The sequence below is a fragment of the Lysobacter sp. FW306-1B-D06B genome (assembly GCF_038446665.1).
In the GTDB taxonomy this organism is placed as follows: domain Bacteria; phylum Pseudomonadota; class Gammaproteobacteria; order Xanthomonadales; family Xanthomonadaceae; genus Lysobacter_J.
In genome coordinates this window covers 3,765,247-3,788,496 of record NZ_CP151802.1, presented here as the reverse complement: position 1 = coordinate 3,788,496, position 23,250 = coordinate 3,765,247, and the positions used below count along the sequence as shown (strand labels likewise).

General features: G+C 67.9%; 27 protein-coding genes. 15 read left to right on the top strand and 12 right to left on the bottom strand.

The annotated features are described in order from the left end of the window. Positions 1 to 14: 14 nt before the first annotated feature. The 4 genes from AAFF32_RS17590 to AAFF32_RS17575 all read right to left on the bottom strand — a co-directional run bounded on the left by AAFF32_RS17590 (position 15) and on the right by AAFF32_RS17575 (position 2,816). On the bottom strand, positions 15 to 911 hold the full coding sequence (locus AAFF32_RS17590) for a transporter associated domain-containing protein (protein WP_216963138.1): 897 nt from the start codon (positions 909 to 911) through the stop codon (positions 15 to 17). 102 nt (positions 912 to 1,013) lie between these two features. Further along, complete coding sequence (gene ybeY / locus AAFF32_RS17585) at positions 1,014 to 1,493, bottom strand: rRNA maturation RNase YbeY (protein WP_216963124.1); 480 nt, start codon at positions 1,491 to 1,493, stop codon at positions 1,014 to 1,016. An 11-nt stretch (positions 1,494 to 1,504) separates the two neighbouring features. Continuing rightward, positions 1,505 to 2,488, bottom strand: a complete 984-nt coding sequence (locus AAFF32_RS17580; RefSeq protein ID WP_216963108.1) for a PhoH family protein — start codon at positions 2,486 to 2,488, stop codon at positions 1,505 to 1,507. A 91-nt stretch (positions 2,489 to 2,579) separates the two neighbouring features. After that, entirely contained in the window at positions 2,580 to 2,816 is a 237-nt protein-coding gene (locus AAFF32_RS17575; RefSeq protein WP_216963105.1) for a hypothetical protein, read from the bottom strand. 134 nt (positions 2,817 to 2,950) lie between these two features. Between AAFF32_RS17575 and AAFF32_RS17570 the strand changes: the two genes are divergently transcribed. The 5 genes from AAFF32_RS17570 to AAFF32_RS17550 all read left to right on the top strand — a co-directional run bounded on the left by AAFF32_RS17570 (position 2,951) and on the right by AAFF32_RS17550 (position 8,430). Beyond that, positions 2,951 to 3,631: a TetR/AcrR family transcriptional regulator gene (locus AAFF32_RS17570; RefSeq protein WP_342315879.1), complete on the top strand. Its 681-nt coding sequence runs from the start codon at positions 2,951 to 2,953 to the stop codon at positions 3,629 to 3,631. A 40-nt stretch (positions 3,632 to 3,671) separates the two neighbouring features. After that, complete coding sequence (locus tag AAFF32_RS17565; RefSeq protein WP_342317306.1) at positions 3,672 to 4,598, top strand: HlyD family efflux transporter periplasmic adaptor subunit; 927 nt, start codon at positions 3,672 to 3,674, stop codon at positions 4,596 to 4,598. A gap of 23 nt (positions 4,599 to 4,621) precedes the next feature. Further along, positions 4,622 to 5,554, top strand: coding sequence for an ABC transporter ATP-binding protein (locus AAFF32_RS17560; RefSeq protein ID WP_342317305.1), 933 nt, complete (start codon positions 4,622 to 4,624; stop codon positions 5,552 to 5,554). Then, a complete protein-coding gene (locus tag AAFF32_RS17555) occupies positions 5,551 to 6,669 on the top strand; it encodes an ABC transporter permease (RefSeq protein ID WP_216963100.1) in 1,119 nt (372 codons plus the stop codon). Before AAFF32_RS17560 ends, AAFF32_RS17555 begins: the two co-directional genes overlap by 4 nt. A gap of 96 nt (positions 6,670 to 6,765) precedes the next feature. Further along, entirely contained in the window at positions 6,766 to 8,430 is a 1,665-nt protein-coding gene (locus AAFF32_RS17550) for an amidohydrolase family protein (RefSeq protein WP_342315878.1), read from the top strand. 25 nt (positions 8,431 to 8,455) lie between these two features. Here the strand turns inward: AAFF32_RS17550 and AAFF32_RS17545 are convergent, their stop codons facing one another. Next, a complete protein-coding gene (locus AAFF32_RS17545) occupies positions 8,456 to 9,010 on the bottom strand; it encodes a DUF2058 domain-containing protein (protein ID WP_216963095.1) in 555 nt (184 codons plus the stop codon). A gap of 76 nt (positions 9,011 to 9,086) precedes the next feature. Between AAFF32_RS17545 and AAFF32_RS17540 the strand changes: the two genes are divergently transcribed. Then, on the top strand, positions 9,087 to 9,584 hold the full coding sequence (locus AAFF32_RS17540; RefSeq protein ID WP_216963092.1) for a M48 family metallopeptidase: 498 nt from the start codon (positions 9,087 to 9,089) through the stop codon (positions 9,582 to 9,584). 29 nt (positions 9,585 to 9,613) lie between these two features. Here the strand turns inward: AAFF32_RS17540 and AAFF32_RS17535 are convergent, their stop codons facing one another. Continuing rightward, positions 9,614 to 10,846, bottom strand: coding sequence for a hypothetical protein (locus AAFF32_RS17535; protein WP_342315877.1), 1,233 nt, complete (start codon positions 10,844 to 10,846; stop codon positions 9,614 to 9,616). A 249-nt stretch (positions 10,847 to 11,095) separates the two neighbouring features. Between AAFF32_RS17535 and AAFF32_RS17530 the strand changes: the two genes are divergently transcribed. Continuing rightward, positions 11,096 to 11,872: a hypothetical protein gene (locus AAFF32_RS17530; RefSeq protein ID WP_342315876.1), complete on the top strand. Its 777-nt coding sequence runs from the start codon at positions 11,096 to 11,098 to the stop codon at positions 11,870 to 11,872. A 71-nt stretch (positions 11,873 to 11,943) separates the two neighbouring features. Here the strand turns inward: AAFF32_RS17530 and AAFF32_RS17525 are convergent, their stop codons facing one another. The 3 genes from AAFF32_RS17525 to miaB form a co-directional block, all read right to left on the bottom strand. Beyond that, the gene (locus tag AAFF32_RS17525) at positions 11,944 to 12,372 is read right to left on the bottom strand and encodes a hypothetical protein (protein WP_216963082.1); all 429 of its coding nucleotides are present in this window, start codon (positions 12,370 to 12,372) and stop codon (positions 11,944 to 11,946) included. Further along, positions 12,369 to 12,872: a hypothetical protein gene (locus AAFF32_RS17520; RefSeq protein WP_216963080.1), complete on the bottom strand. Its 504-nt coding sequence runs from the start codon at positions 12,870 to 12,872 to the stop codon at positions 12,369 to 12,371. The genes AAFF32_RS17525 and AAFF32_RS17520 overlap by 4 nt, the downstream gene beginning before the upstream one ends. Before the next feature lie 143 nt (positions 12,873 to 13,015). Next, positions 13,016 to 14,425, bottom strand: coding sequence for a tRNA (N6-isopentenyl adenosine(37)-C2)-methylthiotransferase MiaB (miaB, locus tag AAFF32_RS17515; protein WP_342315875.1), 1,410 nt, complete (start codon positions 14,423 to 14,425; stop codon positions 13,016 to 13,018). Positions 14,426 to 14,567: 142 nt separating this feature from the next. Between miaB and AAFF32_RS17510 the strand changes: the two genes are divergently transcribed. The 7 genes from AAFF32_RS17510 (at position 14,568) to AAFF32_RS17480 (ending at position 20,687) form a co-directional block, all read left to right on the top strand. Further along, positions 14,568 to 15,374 (top strand): lytic transglycosylase domain-containing protein, encoded by an 807-nt coding sequence (locus AAFF32_RS17510; protein ID WP_342315874.1) that lies wholly within the window; start codon positions 14,568 to 14,570, stop codon positions 15,372 to 15,374. 124 nt (positions 15,375 to 15,498) lie between these two features. Continuing rightward, positions 15,499 to 16,416, top strand: coding sequence for a lytic transglycosylase domain-containing protein (locus tag AAFF32_RS17505; RefSeq protein WP_342315873.1), 918 nt, complete (start codon positions 15,499 to 15,501; stop codon positions 16,414 to 16,416). 184 nt (positions 16,417 to 16,600) lie between these two features. Then, positions 16,601 to 17,224, top strand: coding sequence for a ubiquinol-cytochrome c reductase iron-sulfur subunit (gene petA, locus AAFF32_RS17500; RefSeq protein WP_216963072.1), 624 nt, complete (start codon positions 16,601 to 16,603; stop codon positions 17,222 to 17,224). A gap of 3 nt (positions 17,225 to 17,227) precedes the next feature. Beyond that, entirely contained in the window at positions 17,228 to 18,487 is a 1,260-nt protein-coding gene (locus AAFF32_RS17495) for a cytochrome bc complex cytochrome b subunit (protein ID WP_216963069.1), read from the top strand. A gap of 37 nt (positions 18,488 to 18,524) precedes the next feature. After that, positions 18,525 to 19,271: a cytochrome c1 gene (locus tag AAFF32_RS17490; protein WP_342317304.1), complete on the top strand. Its 747-nt coding sequence runs from the start codon at positions 18,525 to 18,527 to the stop codon at positions 19,269 to 19,271. A gap of 147 nt (positions 19,272 to 19,418) precedes the next feature. Beyond that, entirely contained in the window at positions 19,419 to 20,054 is a 636-nt protein-coding gene (locus AAFF32_RS17485) for a glutathione S-transferase N-terminal domain-containing protein (RefSeq protein WP_216963064.1), read from the top strand. A 162-nt stretch (positions 20,055 to 20,216) separates the two neighbouring features. Continuing rightward, the gene (locus AAFF32_RS17480) at positions 20,217 to 20,687 is read left to right on the top strand and encodes a ClpXP protease specificity-enhancing factor (protein WP_216964259.1); all 471 of its coding nucleotides are present in this window, start codon (positions 20,217 to 20,219) and stop codon (positions 20,685 to 20,687) included. A 159-nt stretch (positions 20,688 to 20,846) separates the two neighbouring features. Here AAFF32_RS17480 and AAFF32_RS17475 read toward each other — a convergent pair whose 3' ends face one another. Next, complete coding sequence (locus tag AAFF32_RS17475; RefSeq protein WP_216963061.1) at positions 20,847 to 21,170, bottom strand: DUF3301 domain-containing protein; 324 nt, start codon at positions 21,168 to 21,170, stop codon at positions 20,847 to 20,849. A 71-nt stretch (positions 21,171 to 21,241) separates the two neighbouring features. Between AAFF32_RS17475 and AAFF32_RS17470 the strand changes: the two genes are divergently transcribed. Beyond that, positions 21,242 to 22,033, top strand: a complete 792-nt coding sequence (locus AAFF32_RS17470) for an FHA domain-containing protein (RefSeq protein WP_216963058.1) — start codon at positions 21,242 to 21,244, stop codon at positions 22,031 to 22,033. A gap of 50 nt (positions 22,034 to 22,083) precedes the next feature. Here the strand turns inward: AAFF32_RS17470 and nadC are convergent, their stop codons facing one another. Beyond that, positions 22,084 to 22,953: a carboxylating nicotinate-nucleotide diphosphorylase gene (nadC, locus tag AAFF32_RS17465; RefSeq protein ID WP_216963055.1), complete on the bottom strand. Its 870-nt coding sequence runs from the start codon at positions 22,951 to 22,953 to the stop codon at positions 22,084 to 22,086. After that, the gene (locus AAFF32_RS17460) at positions 22,950 to 23,219 is read right to left on the bottom strand and encodes a Trm112 family protein (RefSeq protein WP_216963052.1); all 270 of its coding nucleotides are present in this window, start codon (positions 23,217 to 23,219) and stop codon (positions 22,950 to 22,952) included. The genes nadC and AAFF32_RS17460 overlap by 4 nt, the downstream gene beginning before the upstream one ends. Positions 23,220 to 23,250: the final 31 nt, after the last annotated feature.

The following is a 23,250-nucleotide window of genomic DNA, read 5'->3' as shown; positions in this document are numbered from 1 at the left end:
GCGGCGCGCCGTGCTTACGCGTCACCCAGCACCCCGACATGGAAGGCGTGCACGCGGCGCGCGTCGGCGCCGGAGACGCGGAACACGAAGCGGCCCAGCGTGAGCTCCTCGCCGGCTTCGGGCAGGTGGCCGATCGCGGCCGTGACCAGGCCGCCGATGGTGTCGTACTCGTCGTCATCGAAGTCGGCACCGAAGCGCTCGTTGAAATCGGAAATCGGCGTGAGTGCATCGACCACGAACTGGCCGTCGGCCTGCGCGGCGATCAGCGCGTTCGGGTCTTCGGCGTCGTCGTGTTCGTCGTCGATCTCGCCGACGATCTGCTCCAGCACGTCTTCGATCGTCACCAGGCCGGCCACGCCGCCGTGTTCGTCGATGACGATCGCCATGTGATTGCGCGACTGGCGGAACTCGCGCAGCAGCACGTTCAGGCGCTTGGATTCGGGGATCAGCACTGCCGGGCGCAGCAGCTCGTGGATGTTGCCGGGGCCGTAGTCGGCGACCACGCCGCGCAGCAGGTCCTTGGCCAGCAGCACGCCCAGGATCTCGTCCTTGTCCTCGCCATGCACCGGGAAGCGCGAGTGGCCGGACTCGACCACCTGCTTCATCAGGTCCAGGAACTTGGCGTCCGCCGGCAGCGAGACCATCTGCGAGCGCGGGATCATCACGTCGCCCACGGTCAGGTCGGACACCGCGATGGCGCCTTCCATCATCCGCAGCGTGTCGGCGGCGATCAGACCGTCGGCCTGCGCATCGCGCAGGAGTTCGACCAGGTCCTCACGGTTCGTGGGTTCGCCGGAAAGCGCCGAGCTTATGCGTTCGAGCCAGGAGCGCGGCTTGTCGTGCCCACGCCGGTCTGAGCGTCTTTCCTGGATCTCGGGCGTATGGAAGCTACTACTGTCGTCCTCGGACATTGCGATCTGTCAGGCGCCCCGGGGGGAAGGGACGTCGGTCCCAGTCTAGCGCGGATGAATGACGGGCGCTTGGCGGGCCCGGACAGGGCCGCGAGCGCCGACTCAGTCCCCGTAGGGATCCTCGATCCCCAGCGAGGCCAGGATCTCGCGCTCCAGCTGCTCCATGCACACCGCTTCCTTCTCGTCCTCGTGATCCCACCCCAGCAGGTGCAGTACGCCGTGAACGGTGAGGTGGGCGTAGTGGGCGGCGAGCGCCTTCTTCTGCTCCTTCGCCTCGCGTGCGACGACGGGCGCGCAGATCACCAGGTCGCCCAGCAGCGGCATCTTCACGCCCTCGGGCAGGCCTTCGGGCAGCTCGGCGGGGAAGCTGAGCACGTTGGTCGCGTAATCCTTGCCACGGTAATGGTGGTTGAGCGCGCGGCCTTCCTTGGTGCCGACGATGCGGATGGCGAGATCGGCCTCGCGGATGCGGCTCTCCAGCGCAGCGGCCACCCAGCGGCGGAAGCTCACGGCCGCCGGCACGCCCGTGCGCGGGACCGCATAGTTGATGACGACGTCGAGACGGATCGGGCCCTTTGTCATGGCATCCAGGCTCAGGCGGAGGGGCCGCTGGCCGCGTCCTGCGCGTCGCGGGCGTCATAGGCGTTGACGATGCGCGCCACCAGCGGATGGCGCACCACGTCGCGCGATTCGAAGAAGGTGAAGCTGATGCCGTTGACGTTGCGCAGCACGTCCAGCGCGTCCTTGAGGCCGGACTTCTGGTGCTTGGGGAGATCGATCTGGGTCAGGTCCCCGGTGACGACGGCGGTGCTGCCGTAGCCGATGCGGGTCAGGAACATCTTCATCTGCTCGATCGTGGTGTTCTGCGCTTCGTCGAGGATCACATACGCGTCGTTAAGCGTGCGTCCGCGCATGTACGCCAGCGGCGCGATCTCGATGACGTTCTTCTCCAGCAGCTTGACCACCTTCTCCACGCCCAGCATTTCGTACAGCGCGTCGTAGAGCGGGCGCAGGTAGGGGTCGACCTTCTGCGTGAGGTCGCCCGGAAGGAAGCCCAGCTTCTCGCCGGCCTCGACCGCCGGACGCACCAGGATCAAGCGCTGCACGCGCGCTTCGTTCAGCGCCTCCACGGCGCTGGCGACGGCCAGGAACGTCTTGCCGGTGCCCGCCGGGCCGATGCCGAAGTTGATGTCGTGCGTGGCGATGGCGTGCAGGTACTTGGCCTGGTTCGCACCGCGGCCGCGGATGGTGCCGCGCTTGACGCGGATCGCGACTTCCTGCGGCTCGACGTCGTCGTTGGCGACGGTGTCGGCGTCGATCTCGGTCAGGCGCAGGTGGATCGCAGGCTCGGTGAGCGTTTCTTCGGCAGCGTCGCGCCACAGGTCGCGCAGCAGCCTTTCCGCCTTGCCCACCGCATCCTGCGGGCCGACGATGCGGAAGATGTTGCCGCGGTTGGCGATCTCCACGCCCAGGCGCAGTTCGATCATGCGCAGGTGGCCGTCGAAGGGACCGCTGAGGTTGGCCAGGCGCTCGGTTTCGGCCGGCTCCAGGACGAATTCGGACGTGGTTCGTGACATCGACGGACGGTCTTCCGTGTGCGGGGATGCGCGCCGTGCGCGCCGGGGGCACACAAGCTTGCGCCCGTGGGTGCCATTTCGCAAAGGGACGTCAGCGCGGGTCGCGCTTGCGCCATTGCGTGCCGAACACGCCCGCGATCCACAGCGCGCCGATCACCATGATCAGCAACGAGCCCCACAACCAGACGTGCATCACCGCGTCGGACCAGATGCGGGCGTCGCGCGCGTAGCGCATCCACCAGCGCACCAGACCCAGCGCCCCCAATCCGAGGAACCACAGGCCCAGGGCGCAACGGTGGAGGAGGGTGGGTGCGGCGGAGTGGACCATGGCGGAGGCGGCGATGGGGACCGGCTCCAACCATAGACCAGGCAGGCCGGGCCGGCATGCCATGACCGACACGTTATGACCGTTCGTCGGGCCGGGCTTGCGATCTAATTAATCACATAATTAAATATGCGCTCATGAACGCCGAGACCTCCCCCAAGGCCCGCAAGGGCCGTCCCGCCGGCGCCGGCCGGCGCTCTCCCGGGCGTCCGGGCGCCGATGGCCCCGACCTGCGCGAGCGCCTGCTCGATGCCGCCATTGCCTGCTTCGTCCGCGAAGGCATCGCCGCGACGTCCCTGCGCGGCATCGCCGTCGAGGCCGGCGTCACCCCGGCGCTGCTGCATTACTACTTCGGCGACAAGGCGCAGCTGCAGGAGGCGGTGATCTCCGAGCGCGTGCTGCCGGCCTTCCAGCAACTGCGCGAGCCGATCATGGCCGCGGGCGACGACGTCGCCGCGCTTGTGGCCGCTTTCGTGCTGGGCGTGGGGCGCGTGGTGGCGGCGCATCCGTGGCTGCCGTCGCTGTGGGTGCGCGAGGTGCTGTGCGAAGGCGGCGCGCTGCGCGACGTGCTGTTCGACCGCATCGGCCCGCAGCTGCCGCGGATGATGGCCGCACGCTTCGCCCAGGCGCAGGCGCGCGGCGAACTCAATGAAGACCTCGACCCGCGCCTGCTGATGGTGTCGCTGGTCGGACTGACGCTGTTCCCCGCCGCCGGTGCGCCGATCTGGCGCCGCCTGCTGCAGGCGGACGATCTGGATTTCGACGCGCTGCGCCGGCACACGCTGGCGTTGCTGGACCGTGGACTGGGTGTGGGTTGATCGCATGAACACGAACCGCAAGACGACGCACGCGCTGCTGATGCTCGCGATGACGCTCGCCCTCTCCGCGTGCCGCGACGACACGAAGCAGGCGCTGGGCACGCTGGAATGGGACCGGATCGCGCTGCCCGCGCCGGCGGCCGAAAAGATCGTCCGCATCGACGTGCGCGAAGGCGAGCGCGTCAAGGCCGGCACGCGCCTGCTGCAACTGGAAGTCACACGCACGCAATCGCAGTTGCAGGCCTTGCAGGCGCAGGCGCAGCAGGCCGGTGAAGTGCTGCAGGAACTCGAACACGGTCCGCGCAGCGAGGACATCGCACAGGCACGTGCCAACCTCGCCGCGGCGCAGGCCGAAGCCGTCGATGCGCGCGCGTACTACGCGCGCCTGCAACCGCTTGGTCGCCAGCAACTCGTCGCCGCCTCCGACGTCGACCGCGCCCGCGCCGCCGCCGGCAACGCGCAGGCGCAGGTGCACGCCGCGCAGGCCGCGCTGGAAGAACTGGAACGCGGCACGCGCATCGAACAGATCCAGCAGGGCCGTTCCGCCGTCGCCGCCGCGACGGCGCAGGCCGCCACGCAGGCGGTGACCTTGAGCAAGCTCGACCTGGTCGCGCCGCGCGAAGGCGTCGTCGACAGCCTGCCGTACCGTCTGGGCGACGAAGCCCCGGTCGGCGCGCCGCTGGCGGTGATGCTCGTGGGCGAGCGCCCTTACGCCCGCGTCTACGTGCCCGAACCGATCCGCGCCAACGTCAAGGTCGGGCAGGCCGCACGCGTGTTCCTCGATGGCCGCGACGGCCCGCTGCAAGGCCGCGTGCGCATGATCCGCAGCGAGCCCAGCTTCACGCCGTACTACGCGCTCATCGGCGAAGACGCGGCGCGCTTGAGCTACCTGGCCGAGGTGGAGATCACGCAGGCGCACGAAGAACTGCCCGCCGGCCTGCCGGTGCGCGTGGAGTTCGCGCAGTGAACGCCCCGTCCGGCGAGCTCGCCATCCAGGCGCGCGGCCTCACCAAGCGCTTCGGCCAACTCGTCGCGGTCAACCACGTGGACCTGAGCGTCCCGCGCGCGAACGTGTACGGCTTCCTCGGCCCCAACGGTTCGGGCAAGACCACCACCATCCGCATGCTCTGCGGCCTGCTGACGCCGACGGAAGGCGAGGTGGAAGTGCTCGGGTTGCGCATTCCCGAACAGGCCGAGGAACTGCGCCGTCGCATCGGCTACATGACGCAGAAGTTCTCGCTGTTCGATGACCTCACGGTGCGCGAGAACCTGGAGTTCCTCGCCGCCGTGCAGGATATTCCGCGAGCCGAGGCCGCCAGACGCATCGACGAACTGATCGAGCACTACCACTTCGCCGACCGGCAGAAGCAGCTGGCCGGCACCATGAGCGGTGGCCAGAAGCAGCGCCTGGCGCTGGCCGGCGCGGTGATCCAGAAACCCGAACTGCTCTTCCTCGACGAGCCGACGAGCGCGGTGGATCCCGAATCGCGCCGCGACTTCTGGGAGAAGCTCTTCGACCTGGCCGATGCCGGCACCACCATCCTGGTTTCCACGCATTACATGGACGAGGCCGAGCGCTGCCATCGCATCGCCATTCTCGATCGTGGCGTCCTCGTTGCGGATGGCACGCCGGACGAACTCACCCAGGCGCTTACCGGCCGCACGCTGGAAGTGCTGGCGCAGCAGCCGCGCCGGGCGCAGCAGCTGCTGGTGAACGTGCCGGGCGTGCTCAGCGTCGCGCAGATCGGCAACACGCTGCGCGTGCTCAACCAGAGCAATGGCGATGCGGCCGGGCGCGTGCGCAAGGCCCTGTCCGACGCAGGACTCGACGCCGAGGTCGCCCCGTCGCATCCGAACCTGGAGGACGTATTCGTCTCCTCCACGCGCGGACGCGACGACGAAGCGAAAGAGAAGGCCGCATGAACCTGCGCCGCATGTTCGCCATCGTCATGAAGGAGTTGCGGCAGATGCGCCGCGACCGCATCACGCTGGCGATGATTGTCGGCATTCCGGTGATGCAGCTGGTCCTGTTCGGCTACGCGATCAACCTCAACCTGCGCGGGCTGGCCACGGGCATCGTCGACCAGTCCAACACCGCCGCATCGCGCGCGCTGGTGATGGACATGGTCGCCACCGGCGTCATCGACCCCACCGTCAGCGCGACCTCACCGCAGGAACTGATGGAGGACCTGCGTCGCGGCAAGATCAGCATGGGCGTGGTGATCCCGCACGATTTCGAGCGCCGTCGCTTCGAGGGCCGCGAAGCCGTGCAGGTGCTCGTCGACGGCAGCGACACCGTCGTGCAGAGCGCGGCGGTGCAGCTGGCGCAACTGCCGTTGCAGACGCAGCCGATCGTGAACACCTCGCGGGCCGTCGGCGGCACGGGGCAGGTGGGCGCGGGCCAGATCAGCGTCGTCGCCTTCTACAACCCGCAGCGCGTCTCGGCGATCAATATCGTGCCGGGCCTGATCGGCGTGATCCTGACGATGACGATGGTGCTGTTCACCGGCGTGGCCATCGTGCGCGAGCGCGAACGCGGCAACATGGAACTGCTGATCGCCACGCCCCTGACCAGCAGCGAGCTGATGATCGGCAAGGTGCTGCCTTACGCGGGCATCGGCCTGATCCAGACCACCGTAATCCTGGTGCTGGGCGTGTGGCTGTTCGACGTGCCCATCCGCGGCAGCCTGCTCGATATCTACCTGGCCGGCGTGCTGCTCATCCTGGCCAACCTCGCGCTGGGGCTGTTGATCTCGACGAAGGCGCAATCGCAGTTCCAGGCGATGCAAATGACGTTCTTCGTGTTCCTGCCGTCGATCCTGCTGTCGGGCTTCATGTTCCCCTTCGCCGGCATGCCGAAGGTCGTGCAGTGGCTGGCCGAGCTGCTGCCGCTGACGCATTTCCTGCGCCTGGTGCGCGGCATCATGCTGCGCGGGGCCGGACTGCAGGAACTGTGGCCGGACGTGCTCGCGCTGCTGGCCTTCATCGCGGTGATGATGACGCTGGCGATCGCGCGGTTCCACAAGCGGCTGGACTGAGCGCGACCTGTCGCTTTCTGGCGTGACTCGCGCCGCCACTTGCCTGCCGCCCCGCGTTTGCGCACAGTCCGGCTTTCGCTAGCAGGGGACGGGGAAATGCGCAATCCGGTTTGGGTGATGGCGGCGACGCTGGTCGCGATGTCGGGGCCGGCCGTCGCGGCGGAGGTGACGGTGCTCAGCGCCGCGCGCATCCACACGATGGAGATCGCGCAGCCGAAGGTGCAGGCGATCGCCTTCGACGAATCCGGCCGCATCCTCGCGCTCGGCAGCGCCGACGCGCTGCTCAAGCGCTACCCGAAGGCCCTGCGCATCGATGCCGGGCAGGCGACCGTCATCCCCGGCCTCATTGATGCGCATGCGCACGTCTCGGGCCTGGGCATGACGATGCTCAGCGCGGACCTCGTCGATGCAGCCAGCAAGCAGGAAGTGATGGCGCGGCTGCAGGCGTTCGAAAAGCAGCTGCCTGCGGGCGCATGGCTGATCGGTCGTGGCTGGGACCAGAACGACTGGCCGGAGAAGACCTTCCCGACGGCCGCCGACCTGGACGCCGCGTTCCCCGATCGCCCCGTATGGCTGGAGCGCATCGACGGCCACGCCGGCTGGGCCAACACGGCGGCGATGCGCGGCGTGAACCGCGACCTGTCCGGAGAGTGGCAACCCGACGGCGGACGCATCGAACGCGATGCGCGCAAACAGCCGACGGGCATTTTCGTCGACGGCGCGATGGCGCTGGTCGACCAGTCGCGTCCGCCGATGGACGAAGCCACCGCCGAACGCGCGCTGTCGCTGGGCATGCAGTCGGCGGTCGAACACGGTCTCACCGGCGTGCACGACGCGGGCGTGAGCCTGGCCGAGCTCAAGCGCTACCAGCGCCTGGCCGACCGCGGCGCGATGCCGCTGCGCATCACCGCGATGGCCGACGGCAACAGCGATGCACTGGAATCGCTGTGCCGCGACGGCCTGTACACGCATCCCTCCGGCCGATTGCAGATGCGCACGGTGAAGCTGTACGCGGATGGCGCGCTCGGCAGTCGTGGCGCAGCGATGCTCAAGGAATACAGCGACGACCATGGCAACCTCGGCCTGATGGTGATGTCGCCGGAACAGATCGCCGTCGCCGTCGCCAAGGCGAAGCGCTGCAAGGTGCAGGTCGCCACGCATGCGATCGGCGATCGCGGCAACCACGTCGTGCTGGAGGCTTACGCGAAGGCGCTGGGCGGCGAGGCCGCGACCACCGACCACCGCTGGCGTATCGAGCATGCGCAGGTGCTGTCGCCGCAGGACCTTCCGCGCCTGGCGCAACTGCATGTGATCGCCTCGATGCAGCCCACGCACGCGACCAGCGACATGCCGTGGGCTCAGGACCGCGTCGGCCCGCAGCGCATCATCGGCGCGTACGCGTGGCGGCAGCTGCGCGACAGCGGCGCGCGCCTGGCGCTGGGATCGGATTTCCCGGTGGAGTCGGTCGATCCGCGCTTCGGCCTGTACGCCGCCGCCACGCGCGCCGATGCACAGGGGCTGCCCGCAGGCGGCTGGTTTCCGCAAGAGAAGCTGACGGCGTTCGAGGCGCTGCGCGGCTTCACGCTCGATGCGGCGTACGCGGGTTTCGCCGAAGCGCAGGTGGGAAGCCTGGCCATCGGCAAGCGCGCGGATTTCGTGGTGCTCAGCGAAGACCCGCTGGCGATTTCGCCCTCGGGCCTGCGCAACCTCACCGTGCAGGCGACGTACGTGGACGGCGAGGCGGTCTACAAGGCCAAGTGAGTGAAGCGCACCCGACGTTGCGCCATCACCAGATCAGATCGTCCGGCACCTTGAACTGCGCGTAGTACGCATCGTCTTCGGAGGTCGTCGCAGAGGGTTCGGCGCCCGCATCCTGGCCGTGATCGAGCACGATCATGGTCGCGTCGCGTTCGCGCACCTTGTCGGCGGCGACACGCGGCAGCAGCTCGTAACGCTCGTCGATGCGGGCGATCACCAGCGCACCGGACGAGAGCTTCCTGCGCAGGTCGTCGTTGACGAGCACGGTGCGGATGGCGCCGCTCTCGGTGAAGCGGTACTCGCTTTCACCGGCGCGCGGCACTTTTCGATCCTCGATGATCTGCCGCGCCTGCGCGCGAAGTTCGGCGATGCGGGCCTGCTCCTTGCGCTCCGCGGCGAGTGCGCGGTCGCGGTCGGCCTTCTCGGCGCGGGCGCGCTCGGCTTCGAGCTGGATTTCGCTGGGCCCGGACGGCGCCTTGGCGTGCCGGGCCTTGTTCTGCTCACGCGCGACCTCGGCCACCTTGGACTTCTTGACGAGGCCCGCTTTGAGCAGTTGTTCCTGAAGGGGATTCGCCTTGGCCATGTCGCGGTTTCTTGCTGGGGATTTCAGGCCCATCATACCTCCCGACCCCGCCGCCCGCGCCCGCCCGCCACCGCCGATGGATCCCCTGAAATACCTCTCCGGCTACCCCGAATCCCTGCAGGCGCGGGTGCGCGAGCTGATCGTGCAGGATCGGCTGGGCGCGATGCTGGCGGACAAGTACGGCCAGTCCCATGCCGTGCGAACCGACGGCCAGCTTTACGATTACGTGCAGGCGCTCAAGGACCGGCATCTGCGCAAGTCCGTGCCGCTGGGCAAGGTGCTCTACGACAGCAAGCTGCAGGTGATGAAGCACGCGCTGGGCACGCACACGGCCATCTCGCGCGTGCACGGCGGCCGGCTCAAGGCCTCTCGCGAGATCCGCATCGCCAGCGTGTTCCGCGACGCGCCCGCCGAGTTCCTGGAGATGATCGCGGTGCATGAGCTGGCTCATCTGAAGGAAGCCGAGCACAACAAGGCGTTCTACCAACTGTGCACGCACATGACGCCCGACTACCACCAGCTGGAATTCGACCTGCGCCTGTATCTGACGCACCTGGAGATCGGACGGAAATGACCGATGCGCCGGCACGTGCCAGGCGCGACTCATCGGCCCCGAAGCGTGCCTTCCACGGCATCGCGAGGCGTATGGCTTGTGCATGCTTCCAGCCGCGAAGCCACGAAGCGTTCGTATAGCGTGGTATGCAGATTGTGCAGCGCCAGTTCGATGCGGAACGGCGTGCGCGGATTGCGGTCGAGCAGGCGGGCGATGTGGAAGCCGACGGGTTTGACGCCCTGCCGGTGCACGTAGATGTCGAAGCCGCGGTAGAACGGATCGGCGAGTTCGGCGTCCAGACGCGCCAGCGTTGCCTGTGATTGCGCCGGCAACGCGGCGCGCAAGGCGGGGTCGCGTTCGTGCAGCAGGCGTTCGAAATAGCGCGACGGCTTGCGCCCCGGGAGCGTGCGCGCCAGCGACCAGATCGCGCGGTTGCGATCGTTGTAGTACTCGAAGCCTTCGTGTTCGCGCAACACGGCGGCGGCATCGGCGCTCACGTCGTAGACGACGAAGTTCTCGGCCTGGTTGTTCAGATCGTCCAGCGTGCTGCGGTCGAAGACGTGGAAGATGAAACCGGGCAGGCCCATGAAGGCCTGGCGTCCGGCACGCGAGGCGGCTACCGCGCGGCCATCGCGCGTGAACGTGCCGGCGGACGATCCCAGCAGGATGCTGCGCGTGGAATGCAGGCGGTTGAAGGTGCCGATCACGATCTCGTCGGGATCGAATTCGGTGTCGAACGCTTCGCCGCCGTACAGCTCCGCCTGCGTGGCGTACTGCGCGATCTGCCGGCCGACGCCGCACTCGCTGCGCACCTGGCCGGCGTAGAACGCTTCGATCGCGCGCATGTTGCTGCCGCGCGGCTGGTAGCCGCGTCCGAACAGCGCGATGGGCTTCCAGCCATCGCGCGCCGATCCCGTCGGCCCGAACCCGATCCATCCCATCTGCAACGCGGAAAATCGGTAGCCCGGATTGCCTGCGAGTCGATCGACCGCGCGACGCGTCGCCGCGCCCAGCGCGAACGAATAGGCGCAGGCGGTGGCGGGATGCCGGAGCAATTCATCTTCCAGGCGCGCGCGGGAGGCGGCGTCCAGTCGCGCGGGAAAACGCACGACCAGATCGCCGGCCGCCTGTGCCTGTGCCAGGTCGGCGCGCTCGCAGGGAATGCCGGGATGAATCTGCGCGCTGTGTTCTTCGGACGAAACGAAGCGCCAGCCCAGCTCGCGCAGCAGGCGCATCTTGCAGTCCGGCGTCTGCGCGGTTGCGCTGATGCTGACGAGCAGCATCATGAGCGGCCACAACAGGCGTGGAGCAGGACGTTGCCGTGGGGATGGGGTCACCGCGCAGCATCTCCAAGGGATGCAGCCGCAGCGTACTGGCGGCCGGTCAAGTACAGGTGATGCCCGCCGGCGCCGCGAACCCTTCTGTGCGCAGCCCGACGCGCGTGCTCAACATCGTTCCGCTCGTCCGGCCGGCGTTGCGAAGGCGCCGCGGGCCGCCCTAAGCTCGGCGCGGGGACATGGAGGGGGTCGGAGATGAAGCGTTCGCTTGCCGTGCGGGCCGTGTCGCTCGCCTGTGTATTGCTGGCCACGTCGGTGCATGCGAAGGAGGAGACCGGGTATCAGCCGATCCTCGTCCAGTTGAAGGCCGCGCTCGATATCGATGTGCAGGGAAACGTCTCGGCGGTGAGCTTCATCGATGAAGCGAAGGTGCCCGACGCGCTGCGGCGCGAGGCGGAGCGGCTGGCGCAGTCGTGGCGTTTCCAGCCGCCGCGGAAGGACGGAAAGGCGGTCAGCGGCCGCACCTATGCGACGCTGCAGACCTGCCTGGTGCCCAGTGCGGCAGGCATCGACTACACCTTCTCGTACGCGGGCAACGGCCCGTCCGGTACCTATCGGCCGCCACGCAAGATGCACATGCCCGCGATGCCCATCGATACGCTCATGAGCGAAGGCGTGAACCGGTACGGCGGCAAGATCACCTATCTCGTCAAGCCGGACGGTTCGGTCACGCTGGAAAAGGCGGTGCTCGACGATCCGGCGCTGCAGGCGCGCTACGGCCAGCTGTGGTCACGTGACCAGCGCGAGTACATGAAGGGCTTCCACTACAGGCCGGAACTGATCGACGGCGTTGCCACCGCCACGCGCGTGGAAGCCACCGTCGAGCAGCGCTGGGCGGAGGAGGGAGAGTTGGACAAACTCGACGCCGAGATGCGCGCAGACGACGCCCGGACCGATGCCTGCCGCAAGTTGCGCGGCGCGCAGGATCATCAGATCGCCAGCGACAGCGTGTTCAAACGCATCGACAGCTGATCGGCGCGCAGCAAACGCAACCACCCATCACGCCATGACGCCTGCCGGGTCGCCCGGCAGGCGTCGCAACTTCATTGCGTGCAGCCCGCCCCGCCGTAGCCGAGCGTGGGTTCCATGTCCAGGCCGACGCGCTTGTCGTCGGTCTTGAGGTAGACGAGCGCACTGCAACGCGAGCCTTCGGACTCGAAGTCCTGCAGGTATTCCGCGCCGGCGACGGGCACCAGGCTCACGCTGTGGGTGCACGTGTAGTTCATGTAGCCGTCGGAGGTGGCGAAGTTCATGCCGATGGTGACGCGCTCGCCGGCCGGGATGCTCGCGCGTCCGTTCTTGTCCTTTTGCAGGATCTGCGACGGCGTGTTGGCGCAGATCCACGCGGTGCCGGCGCGGGCCACTTCGAGCTTCGCCGTCGGCTTGCCGGGCGGCAGCTTGTAGATGCTCATGCAGCCGGTAAGGCCGGTGGCGACGAGGCAGGACAGGGTGAGGGGCAGCAGGCGATTCACGACTTCACTTCCTTGTCGGGGGCCGATCCACCGTTGCCGGGCTTGCTGTCGGCCTGGCGGGTCGCGGCAGGCTTCACTTCCGGTCCGAGGCGTGTGAGCAGGTCCTGCACCGACAGCGCGTCGCGCGCGTCGGCGGGCACCACGAGGATGTAGGCGTAGGTTGAAGGCTTGCCGCCGAGCGAGGCCACCGTGCGGTCGCTGCTGCGCGCATCGGCGATCGCCGCCGGCAGGTTGGCGTAGAGCACGAAGTGCGTGCCGCCTTCGCGCTGGGCGACTTCGGCGCAGCGGTAGAGCAGGTAAGTGCCGACCTTGTCGGGCGAGATGAAGCCGTTGCCGGCGAAGCCGACCTTGAGCAGCTGGCCAGGACCCTTGGTGTCCCAGTAGCCGCCGCTGTAGCCGAGGATGGGATTGGTGGCGCTGTGGTAGCCGGTCGCGCACGACGTCAGCGCGAGCGGGAGCACGAAGGACAGCGCGAGGGCTGCCAACGGACGGCGGTTCATCGAGCGGAGTTCCCCTTGGAGATCGTGGCCGGCACATTGCCCGCGGCGGGTCCACCCGCTACGTCGCGCGCCTCCCCAGACGCGCGATTGCCACGGCGGGAGTATCGCGGCAGCGCCGCGTCCGCCTCAAGCGTGCGGGACGATCAGGCCGCCGCGTTGTCGCCGGTCGTCGCCACGCGGCCGCGCAGCGAGTTGCTCATCGCTTCGGTGATGACGACATCCACGAACTGGCCGATCAGGCGCGCGTGGCCGGGGAAGTTCACCGAGCGCATGTTCTCGGTCTTGCCGGTGAGCTCGTTGGGGTTCTTCTTCGACGGGCCTTCCACCAGCACGGTCTGCGTGCTGCCGACCATTGCATCCGAGATCGATCGCGCATGCGCGTTGATGTGCGCCTGCAGGCGCGACAGGCGTGCGTGCTTTTCCTCACTGGAGACGTTGTCTTCCAGGTCGGCGGCGGGCGTTCCCGGGCGGCGCGAGTAGATGAAGGAGAACGACTGGTCGAAGCCGACGTCCTCGATCAGCTTCATGGTCTTTTCGAAGTCTGCCTCGCTCTCGCCGGGGAAGCCGACGATGAAATCCGAGCTGATCGAAATGTCCGGACGCACCGCGCGCAGCTTGCGGATCTTCTGCTTGAACTCCAGCGCGGTGTAGCCGCGCTTCATCGCGGCCAGGATGCGATCGCTGCCCGCCTGCACCGGCAGGTGCAGGTAGTTGGCGAGCTTGGGCACGTCGCGATAGGCCTCCACCAGCGAGTCGGAGAACTCCAGCGGGTGGGAGGTGGTGAAGCGGATGCGGCCGACGCCTTCGATCTCGGCGATGGCGCGGATCAGCAGGCCGAGGTCGGCGATCTCGCCGTCTTCGCCATACGGTCCGCGATAGGCATTGACGTTCTGGCCGAGCAGGTTGATCTCTCGCACGCCTTGCGAGGCCAGGTCAGCCACTTCCACCAGCACGTCCTCGAACGGGCGGCTGATTTCCTCGCCGCGCGTGTACGGCACCACGCAGAACGAGCAGTACTTGCTGCAGCCTTCCATGATCGAGACGAAGGCGCTGGGGCCTTCGGCGCGCGGCTCGGGGAGGCGGTCGAACTTCTCGATCTCCGGGAAGGAGATATCGACCTGCGGCAGGCCGGTGTCGCGGCGGGCCTGGATGAGTTCGGGCAGACGGTGCAGCGTCTGCGGGCCGAAGACCAGGTCCACGAACGGTGCGCGCTTCACGATCGCCTCGCCTTCCTGCGAGGCCACGCAGCCACCGACGCCGATCACGACGGGCTTGCCACCCTGCTTCAACGACTTCCAGCGGCCGAGCTGGCTGAAGACCTTCTCCTGTGCCTTCTCGCGGATCGAGCAGGTGTTGATCAGGATGACGTCGGCCTCTTCGGCGTTGTCGGTCAGTTCCAGGCCGTCGCTGGCGGCGAGCACGTCGGCCATCTTGGCCGAGTCGTACTCGTTCATCTGGCAACCGTGGGTCTGGATGTAGAGCTTGCGCGGCGCGGTGGCGACGGCAGCGTCGGTGCCGCCTTCGGCGGCGAGGGTCGTGTCGGTCTGGCTCATCTGGCTCGGTCCGGGAGGGGCGGCGGTTATTCCGCGCCGGAGGGGGCGCATTCTACAGGCCGGGACGGGTCGCGGACCGCGTTTGCTTCCGTAAGGGCAGCACAGGAGGGCGCGCGGGCCGCGCCGGCAGGCCCCACCGTACGTGAACTCCCTGAGGGTTGGCTTTGCATCGCTGGGGTTGGCGGGGCTGCTGCTGGCGGTGGTGCCGGTCGTGTCCGCCCAATCCTCGTCCGCGGGGCTCGCGCAGCCCAGCCGCCCGGCCGCGCCGGGGCGTGCGCTGGGATTCTCGGCGGGCGGGCCAGGCGACGCTTCGCCGGGGCCCGTCGTCCAGGACAGTGAAGCAGCGGGCATCACCGCGCCGATGCGGGTCGCCCAGGGACAGGTGTACCGCTTCGAGGAAGACGGCGTAGTCCACTACGCCAGCCAGCGGCCGACGCCGCGAGCGGGGCTCGGCGCTGTCGCCCGGCTCACCTATACGTATATGGAAACCTGCTACGCGTGTGCGCTGCAGCCGGACGTGGACTTCGCCACGATCCGCCTCAACACCGAGTCGTACCGCAAGGAGATTGCCGCCGCGTCGCGCGATTTCGGCGTGGACGAGGCAGTGGTCCGGGCGATCATCCATGCCGAATCGGCCTACAACCCCAACGCGATCTCGCGCGTGGGCGCGCAGGGCCTGATGCAGTTGATGCCGGCCACGGCGCGGCGGTTCGGCGTGGCCAACGTGTTCGACATCGGCCAGAACATCCGCGGCGGCGTGCAGTACCTGGCGTGGCTGCTGCGCCGTTTCGACGGCAACCTGACGCTGGCCGCCGCCGGCTACAACGCGGGCGAGGGGGCGGTCGACCGCTACCGGGGCGTGCCGCCCTACGACGAGACGCAGCGCTACGTGCAGCGGGTCGCCGTGCTGGCCGAGCGCTATCGATCGGCGACGGCGATGGGACGGTGAGGTTCGGACGCGGCGGGGCGGTGGGACTCCGTCGCACGGGGCGGTTGCGGGCAACGTCACGTTTCACGTAGCCAGCGCAATCAAGGACTTGTGAAGGGGCAGGAGACAGGACACACTCGCGGCCATGAGGGGGGGCTCACTGCTACTGGGGATCGTTTGCCTGTTGGCCGCCGGACCGACCGTGGCCGGCACGCTGTACCGTTGCGATTCCCCGGACGGCAGCCGCAGCTACGTGAGCAAGCGCACGCCGGGCGCCAAGTGCACCGCCGTTAGCCAGAGCAATGACCGGCCCGCCCGCAAGTCGACTCCGACTCCGTCGCCCGCCGCTGCAATGGGCGGTGTAACGGCCGCTTCGTCCGTGACAGCCGCCGCTTCGGCGCCGGTCGCGCCGGTGCCGACGGTCATGACGTCCGCCCCGATCGCGCCGACTCCCATGCCCGCGCCGGCTTCCAAGGCCCCGCGCGTGGTGCAGGGTCAGGTGTACTCGTACATCAAGGACGGCGTGCGCCACTACACCAGCCGCAAGCCGCAGGGCGTGGCCAACGCCTCGGCGGTGCGGACCATCCGCTACAGCTACATCGAAACCTGCTACGCCTGCTCGAAGCGGTCGGGCGTGAACTTCGGCACGGTCCGGCTCAACACGGATGCGTACCGCGACGAAATCTCATCCGCCGCCCGCCAGCACGGCGTGGACGAAGCCATCGTGCGGGCGATCATCCATGCTGAGTCCGCCTACAACCCCAACGCGCTCTCGCGCGCTGGCGCGCAGGGGCTGATGCAGCTGATGCCGGCCACGGCGCGGCGCTTCGGTGTCAGCAACGCCTTCGATGCCAGCCAAAACATCCAGGGCGGCGTGCAGTACCTGGCCTGGTTGCTCAAGCGCTTCAACAACAACCTGACGCTGGCCGCCGCGGGCTACAACGCGGGCGAGGGCGCGGTGGACAAGTACAAGGGTGTGCCGCCCTACAGCGAAACCCAGCTGTACGTCCAGCGCGTCGGGCTGCTCGCCGACCGCTACCGGTCGATGGGCGTGATGCGCTGATTTCTCCCTGCCGGGCGCCGCGGGGCGTCCAGCCGCACCGGGCTGCGGCCTCGTTGTGCGACGTGGAGCGGATTGTCGGGCCATTCACCGTTCCGTTACACTTCCCCGTCTTTTGTGCCGCGAGCCGTCGCCAGTGGCGTTTGGCTTTGCGGCTTTACTTCGTTCCAGCTTTGCGGAGTGCCGGATGGCCAACCAAGGGGTCAACGATCCTGTCAACCAGGGCCGCCGTCGGTTCCTGACCGCGACCACTGCTGTGGTCGGTGCGGTCGGTGCCGGTTTCGTGGCGGTGCCGTTCATCAAGTCGTGGAATCCGAGCACGCGAGCCAAGCTCGCCGGTGCCCCGGTGACCGCCGACATCAGCGCACTGGAGGAGGGCCAGCGCCTGATCATGGAGTGGCGCGGCCAGCCGATCTGGATCGTCAAGCGCTCCAAGGCGATCCTCGAAGCGCTGCCCACGCTGGACGCGCACCTGCGCGATCCCAAGTCCGAGAACAAGGACCAGCAGCCGGCATACATCACCGGTGAGCTGCGTTCGATCAAGCCGGAGATCTCCGTGCTGGTCGGCCTGTGCACGCACCTGGGCTGCTCGCCGGAAATGAAGGCCGAGATCCGCCCCGAGCCGTTCGATCCGGAGTGGAAGGGCGGCTACTTCTGCCCCTGCCACAAGTCGCGTTTCGACATGGCCGGTCGCGTGTTCCAGGGCGTTCCGGCGCCGACCAACCTGGTCGTGCCGCCGCACCACTACGAGAACGACAACACCATCATCATCGGTGTCGATCCGACCTCCAGCAGCAAGGGAGCGGCGTAAGCCATGGCGAACATCTTCACCCGTACCGCTAATGGCGTCTGGGATTGGGTCAACGAGCGGGCCCCGGCGATGATGCCGGCGTACCGCAAGCACATGACCGAGTACTACGCGCCGAAGAACTTCAACCTCTGGTACTACTTCGGTTCGCTCGCGCTGCTGGTGCTGGTCAACCAGATCGTCACCGGCATCTTCCTGACGATGCACTTCAAGCCGTCCGCGGCCGAAGCGTTCTCGTCGGTCGAATACATCATGCGCGACGTGGAGTGGGGTTGGCTGATCCGCTACATGCACTCCACCGGCGCGTCGATGTTCTTCATCGTCGTCTACCTGCACATGTTCCGCGGCCTGATGTACGGCTCGTACCAGAAGCCGCGCGAGCTGGTGTGGATCCTGGGCATGCTGATCTACCTGGTCCTGATGGCCGAAGCCTTCATGGGCTATGTGCTGCCGTGGGGCCAGATGTCGTTCTGGGGCGCGAAGGTCATCATCTCGCTGTTCGGCGCGATTCCGGTCATCGGCAACGGCCTGACCGAATGGATCATGGGTGACTATCTGCCGGGCGACGCGACGCTGAACCGCTTCTTCGCGCTGCACGTGATCGCGCTGCCGCTGGTCCTGCTGCTGCTGGTCGTCCTGCACCTGGGCGCCCTGCACGAAGTGGGTTCCAACAACCCCGACGGCGTCGACATCAAGAAGGGCCCGAAGGGCAACCGCTGGGATCCGAACAAGCCGGCCGACGGCATTCCCTTCCACCCGTACTACACGGTGAAGGACCTGTTCGGCGTCGGTTTCTTCCTGATCCTGTGCGCGTTCGTCATCTTCTTCGCGCCGGCCTTCGGTGGCTGGTTCCTGGAGCATGACAACTTCACCGAGGCCAACCGCCTGGTGACGCCGGAGCACATCAAGCCGGTTTGGTACTACACCCCGTACTACGCGATGCTGCGCGTCATCCCGCACAAGCTCAGCGGCGTGATCGTGATGTTCGCGGCGATCGCGGTGCTGTTCTTCGTGCCGTGGCTGGACAAGTCGCCGGTCAAGTCGCACCGCTACCGCGGCTGGATCACCAAGGTGATGCTCGGCATCCTGGCCGTCTGCTTCCTGTGGCTGGGCAAGATCGGCGCCGGCCCGGGTACGGATCCGGTGGAGACGATCATCGGCCGCGTGCTGACCTTCCTGTACTTCGCCTTCTTCATCACCATGCCGCTTTGGACCAAGCTCGACAAAACCAAGCCGGTACCGCAACGGGTGACGATGCATGACTGACCTGATCGCTCACGTTAGCCACCGACCCGTACAGAAGATGCGTATCGTGAAGAAGCTCGCCACCTTCGCCGCCGGCCTGCTGGTCTCCTTCGGTGCCTTCGCGGCCGAAGGCGGCCACCTCATGCAGTCGGGCACCGACCTGGGCGACCGCGCGTCGCTGCAGCGCGGCGCCAAGCTGTACATGAACTACTGCTCCGGCTGCCACTCGCTGAAGTACTTGCGTTACTCGCGCATGGCCGAGGACCTGGGCCTGACCGAAGACGAGGTGATGAACAACCTCAACTTCACCGGTGCCAAGTTCGGCGAGCAGATCCAGGTCAGCCTGACCCCGGAGCATGCCAACCAGTGGTTCGGCAAGATGCCGCCGGATCTCAGCCTGATCGCCCGCGTCCGTGGCAGCGACTGGATCTACACCTACCTCAACTCGTTCTACCTGGACGAGGCGCGTCCGCTGGGCTGGAACAACAAGCTGTTCCCGAACGCTTCCATGCCGAACCCGCTGTGGGAGCTGCAGGGCCTGCAGCACGCCGAGTTCGGCGAGGCCAACAAGGCCACCGGCGAGCGCCCGGTCCTGGCGCTGAAGGTGACCCAGCCGGGTCACCAGAACGCCGAGGAGTTCCAGCAGTCGGTGCGCGACATCACGGCTTTCCTCGAGTACGCCGGTGAACCGGCCGCCCTCAAGCGCCAGAGCCTGGGCGTCTGGGTGATCCTGTTCCTGGCGGTGTTCACCCTCCTGGCCTACCTGCTCAAGCACGAATACTGGCGAGACGTGGACAAGCACTGATCGCATGTTGTATCCCTTGGAGCCCGTACAGGAATGTACGGGCTCCTTGGTTTGCAGGCAGGTGCAGCTGATCGAGGCCGCGACGACCGTCCACACGGGGTGGATGGCGTCTAACCACCGGCGGATTCCGGTGGCCGGAGAGGTCGAATGGCGGCGAGTCCACGTATGCGCAATGCCCTGACGCTGTTTTCTTCCACCGATTGCGTGCTGTGCCACCGGGTGCGCCTGGTGTTGGCGGCCAAAGGCGTCACGTACGATCTGGTGCCGGTCGACCCGCAGAACCCGCCGGAAGACCTCGTCGACCTCAACCCGTACCATTCGGTGCCCACGCTGGTGGAGCGCGACCTGGTCCTGTACGCGGCCAGCGTCGTCAGTGAATACCTCGACGAGCGCTATCCGCACCCGCCGCTGATGCCGGTGGACCCGCTCTCGCGCGCCCGCCTGCGCTTGGCGATGCTGCGCTTGGAACACGACTGGGTGCCGCAGGTGCAGGCCATCCAGCTGGGCAACAAGGCCCAGGCCGAAGCCGGCCGCAAGCGTCTGAAGGAGCTGCTGACCGCCTCGGTCCCGCTGTTCAAGGCGAGCAAGTTCTTCCTCAATCCCGAAATGAGCCTGGCCGATTGCGCGATGGCGCCGATCATCTGGCGTCTGGACGCGCTGGGTGTGCCGCTGCCCAAGGATGGAAAGGCCATCGAGGACTACGGCAACCGCATCTTCCGCAACCCCGGGTTCACCCGCAGCCTCACCGAGCAGGAGCGCAAGCTGCGCGAAATGCCGGCCTGACGGCTCCGCATCCGGATGCGACGAACGGGCCTTCGGGCCCGTTTCCGTTTTTCGGGATCGGGTGCGCGCGCCCTGTCCGGATGCACGCGCTTCGCCCGTGTGTACCTGTCAGCGACCGCGCGGCGCTAAACTCCGGCCATGAGTCAGGAAAGCAATTCTTCGATGACCAGCCACCGCCCGTATCTGCTGCGGGCGTTGTACGAGTGGATCGCCGACAACGGCATGACACCGCACTTGCTGGTCGATGCGACGCGCCCCGGTGTGCAGGTCCCAACCCACGCGGTGAAGGACGGCAAGATCGTGCTCAACATCGCCGAACGCGCCGTGTCGCGTCTGGAGATGGGCAACGACGCCATCCGCTTCAGCGCCCGCTTCGGCGGCGTGAGCTATCCGGTGGCCGTCCCCGTGCAGGCGGTGCTGGCCATCTACGCGCGCGAGACGGGGCAGGGCATGGCGCTGCCGGAGGACATCCACGCGGCGGGCGAGGAGGGCGAGGTGGAAGTCGAGCTTGCCGACGAGAGCCCCGTGACCCCGCTCAGTGCCGTGCCGAGCGAACCCGCGCCCGATGGCGACGACGAAGGCCCGCAGCCTCCGACGCCGCGACGCGGTGCGCATCTGCGCATCGTGAAGTGAGGCAATGACGCGGCGGGAAGCGCCCGCCGCCCTCATCCTTGCGTCATCCCGGCGAAGGCCGGGATCCACGCCCGTAGCGCCGCCAGACGATGGTTTCGTCGCTCCGACGAACGCCGTCATGCGCACCGCCGCGCGCACTGCGTTCGCGAACGCCTGACCTCAATGCAGCAGCGTCGGCCCCCGGGTCACCGGTCCGGTGAACGCCACCAGCCGGTCGCCGCGCAGCACCAGCTTGCCGATGTGGCGGTCCTGTCCGTCGATGGAATAGTCGAAGCGGAACGTGCGCTCGAAGCCCAGCCAGCCGCTTTCGTGGCGGCACAGGCGCAGGCCGATCGCGTGCACGCTCTGGTCCAGCCATTGCACCCCGGCGGCGCGGCAGGCGTCCCGGCCGACCGCTTCGGCCCGTTCGGCGGCGGCGCGACCGGAGCTCCAGAATGCGAACGCCATCGCAGCGACGATCATCAGAATCAGTAGAGTCGGCATCCGATCACTGTGGCGACGCGCAGCGTCGCTCGCAAGGGGTCGTAGGGAAAGCTGCAGGGGGCAGATCCCGCGTGAAACTCGTCTTCCCGGGTGGCGAACACCCGCAGGTATTGCTCGGCCATGGTGTGAACCGGGTCGGCTCCGATCCGCGTTCCACCATCGTCATCGACCGGCCCGGCGTGCTGCCACAGCACTGCCAGCTGCACGTCACCGCGCAGGGTGTGATGCTCGACGTGCCGCAGGGCACGGCGGTCAGCGTCAACGGCCGGCTGGTGCAGGGACTCATCACGCTGCGCCCCGGCGACAGCGTCGGTTTCGACCAGGTCGAGGCCAAGCTGGCGGCACTCGGTCCGCCGCCGGTCGTTGCCCGCCAGCCGGGCACCGGGCCCGAGCTCCCATCGGCCAACGACGACCCCGGCGTCACCGCCGTGCGTCCGGTGCTTCCGCGCTTCTTCCTGCGCGGGGTATCGCCGGAGGTCGGCAATCGCAGCGACGCGCTGGTCGGCGTGATCACCATCGGTCGCGGGCCGGAGTGCAACCTGCGGTTCGAAGCCCCCGGCCTGTCGCGCTCGCATGCGCGCCTGATGCCGACCGAAACCGGCGTGCAGGTCGAGGATCTGGGCTCCAGCAACGGCACCTACCTCAACGGCAAGCGCGTCCTGCGCGCCGAAGCCAAGGTGGGCGACGAGATCGCCTTCGACGTACTGAAGTTCCGCGTCGCGGGCACCGCGGTACAGCAGCCCGTGCAGGTGGTGGCCACCTCGATGCGTGCCTCCAGGCCGAAGCGGTCGGCGTGGCCCTGGCTCGCGGCGATCGTCGTGCTGGGCGCGGGCGCGGCGGCTGCGGTCACCCTGCTGCCGTGACGCGCCGATCCGCGCGCTGAAAGGCGCGCGGATCGCAAGGGCGCAGTAGGTCAGGCGGGCGGCGGCCCGAGCTTGAGCGATAGGTCGATCGCCCGGACATGCTTGGTCAGTCCGCCGATCGAGATGCAGTCCACGCCGTCCTCGGCGATGGCGCGCAGGGTCGCCATGTCCACACCGCCCGACACTTCCAGCGGAATGCGCTGCGCAGGCGGACGCTCGTGCGCGATGCGCACGGCCTCGCGCCGCATCGTGGCATCGAAGTCGTCGATGAGGATGCGATCGCAGCCTGCCTGCAGGGCTTCGCGCAATTGTTCGATGGACTCGACTTCCACGATCAGCGGCAGCGTCGGATGCATCGCGCGCGCGGCACGGATGGCGGCCGTGAGCGAACCCGCGGCGCGCACGTGGTTTTCCTTGAGCATCACCGCATCGAACAGGCCGATGCGGTGGTTCACGCCGCCGCCGACGCGCACGGCGTACTTCTGCGCCTGGCGAAGGCCGGGGATCGTCTTGCGCGTGTCGAGGATCTTCGCCGCGGTGCCACGCACCGCCTCGACGTAGGCGGCCGTCGTGGTCGCCGTGCCCGACAGCGTCTGCAGGAAATTGAGCGAGGCGCGTTCGGCGCTGACGAGGGCGCGTGCGCGGCCCTGCAGCGTCGCCAGCACGGTGCCGGCCTTCACGTGGTCGCCTTCGGCCACGCGCCAATCGATGCGCACCTGCGGGTCGAGCGTGAAGTGGCAGGCGTCGAACCACGGGCGCCCGCACACCACGGCGTCTTCCTTGCACAGCAGGTAGGCGCTGTCGGCGATGTCCGGCAGCAGTGCCGCGGTGACGTCGCCGCTGCCCAGGTCCTCGGCCAGTGCGCGCGCCACGTCCTGCGCGACGACCTCGGCCGGCGGCGGGGCGAGGTCGGACCTCATGCGCCGGGGAAGTCCGGGACCTGCGCGGTAACGAAGGCCTCTTCGGCCAGCAGGACCGGGATGCCGTCGTCGACGCGGTAGACCGTCTTGCGATCGCGCGTGACCAGGGCCTCGCGTAGGGTTTCGGTCTGGGTGCTGCCGTCGGCGCGCTGCAGCCCGCCGGCCTGGATGGCGGCGTTCAACGCCTGCAAACCTCGGCTGTCCAGCAGTTGCAGCGGCTGGCGCGTGGTGGGGCAGACGAGCAGGTCGAGCAGCTTGCGGTCCATGGAATGCGGTGCCGGGGGGAATGCGGGACGG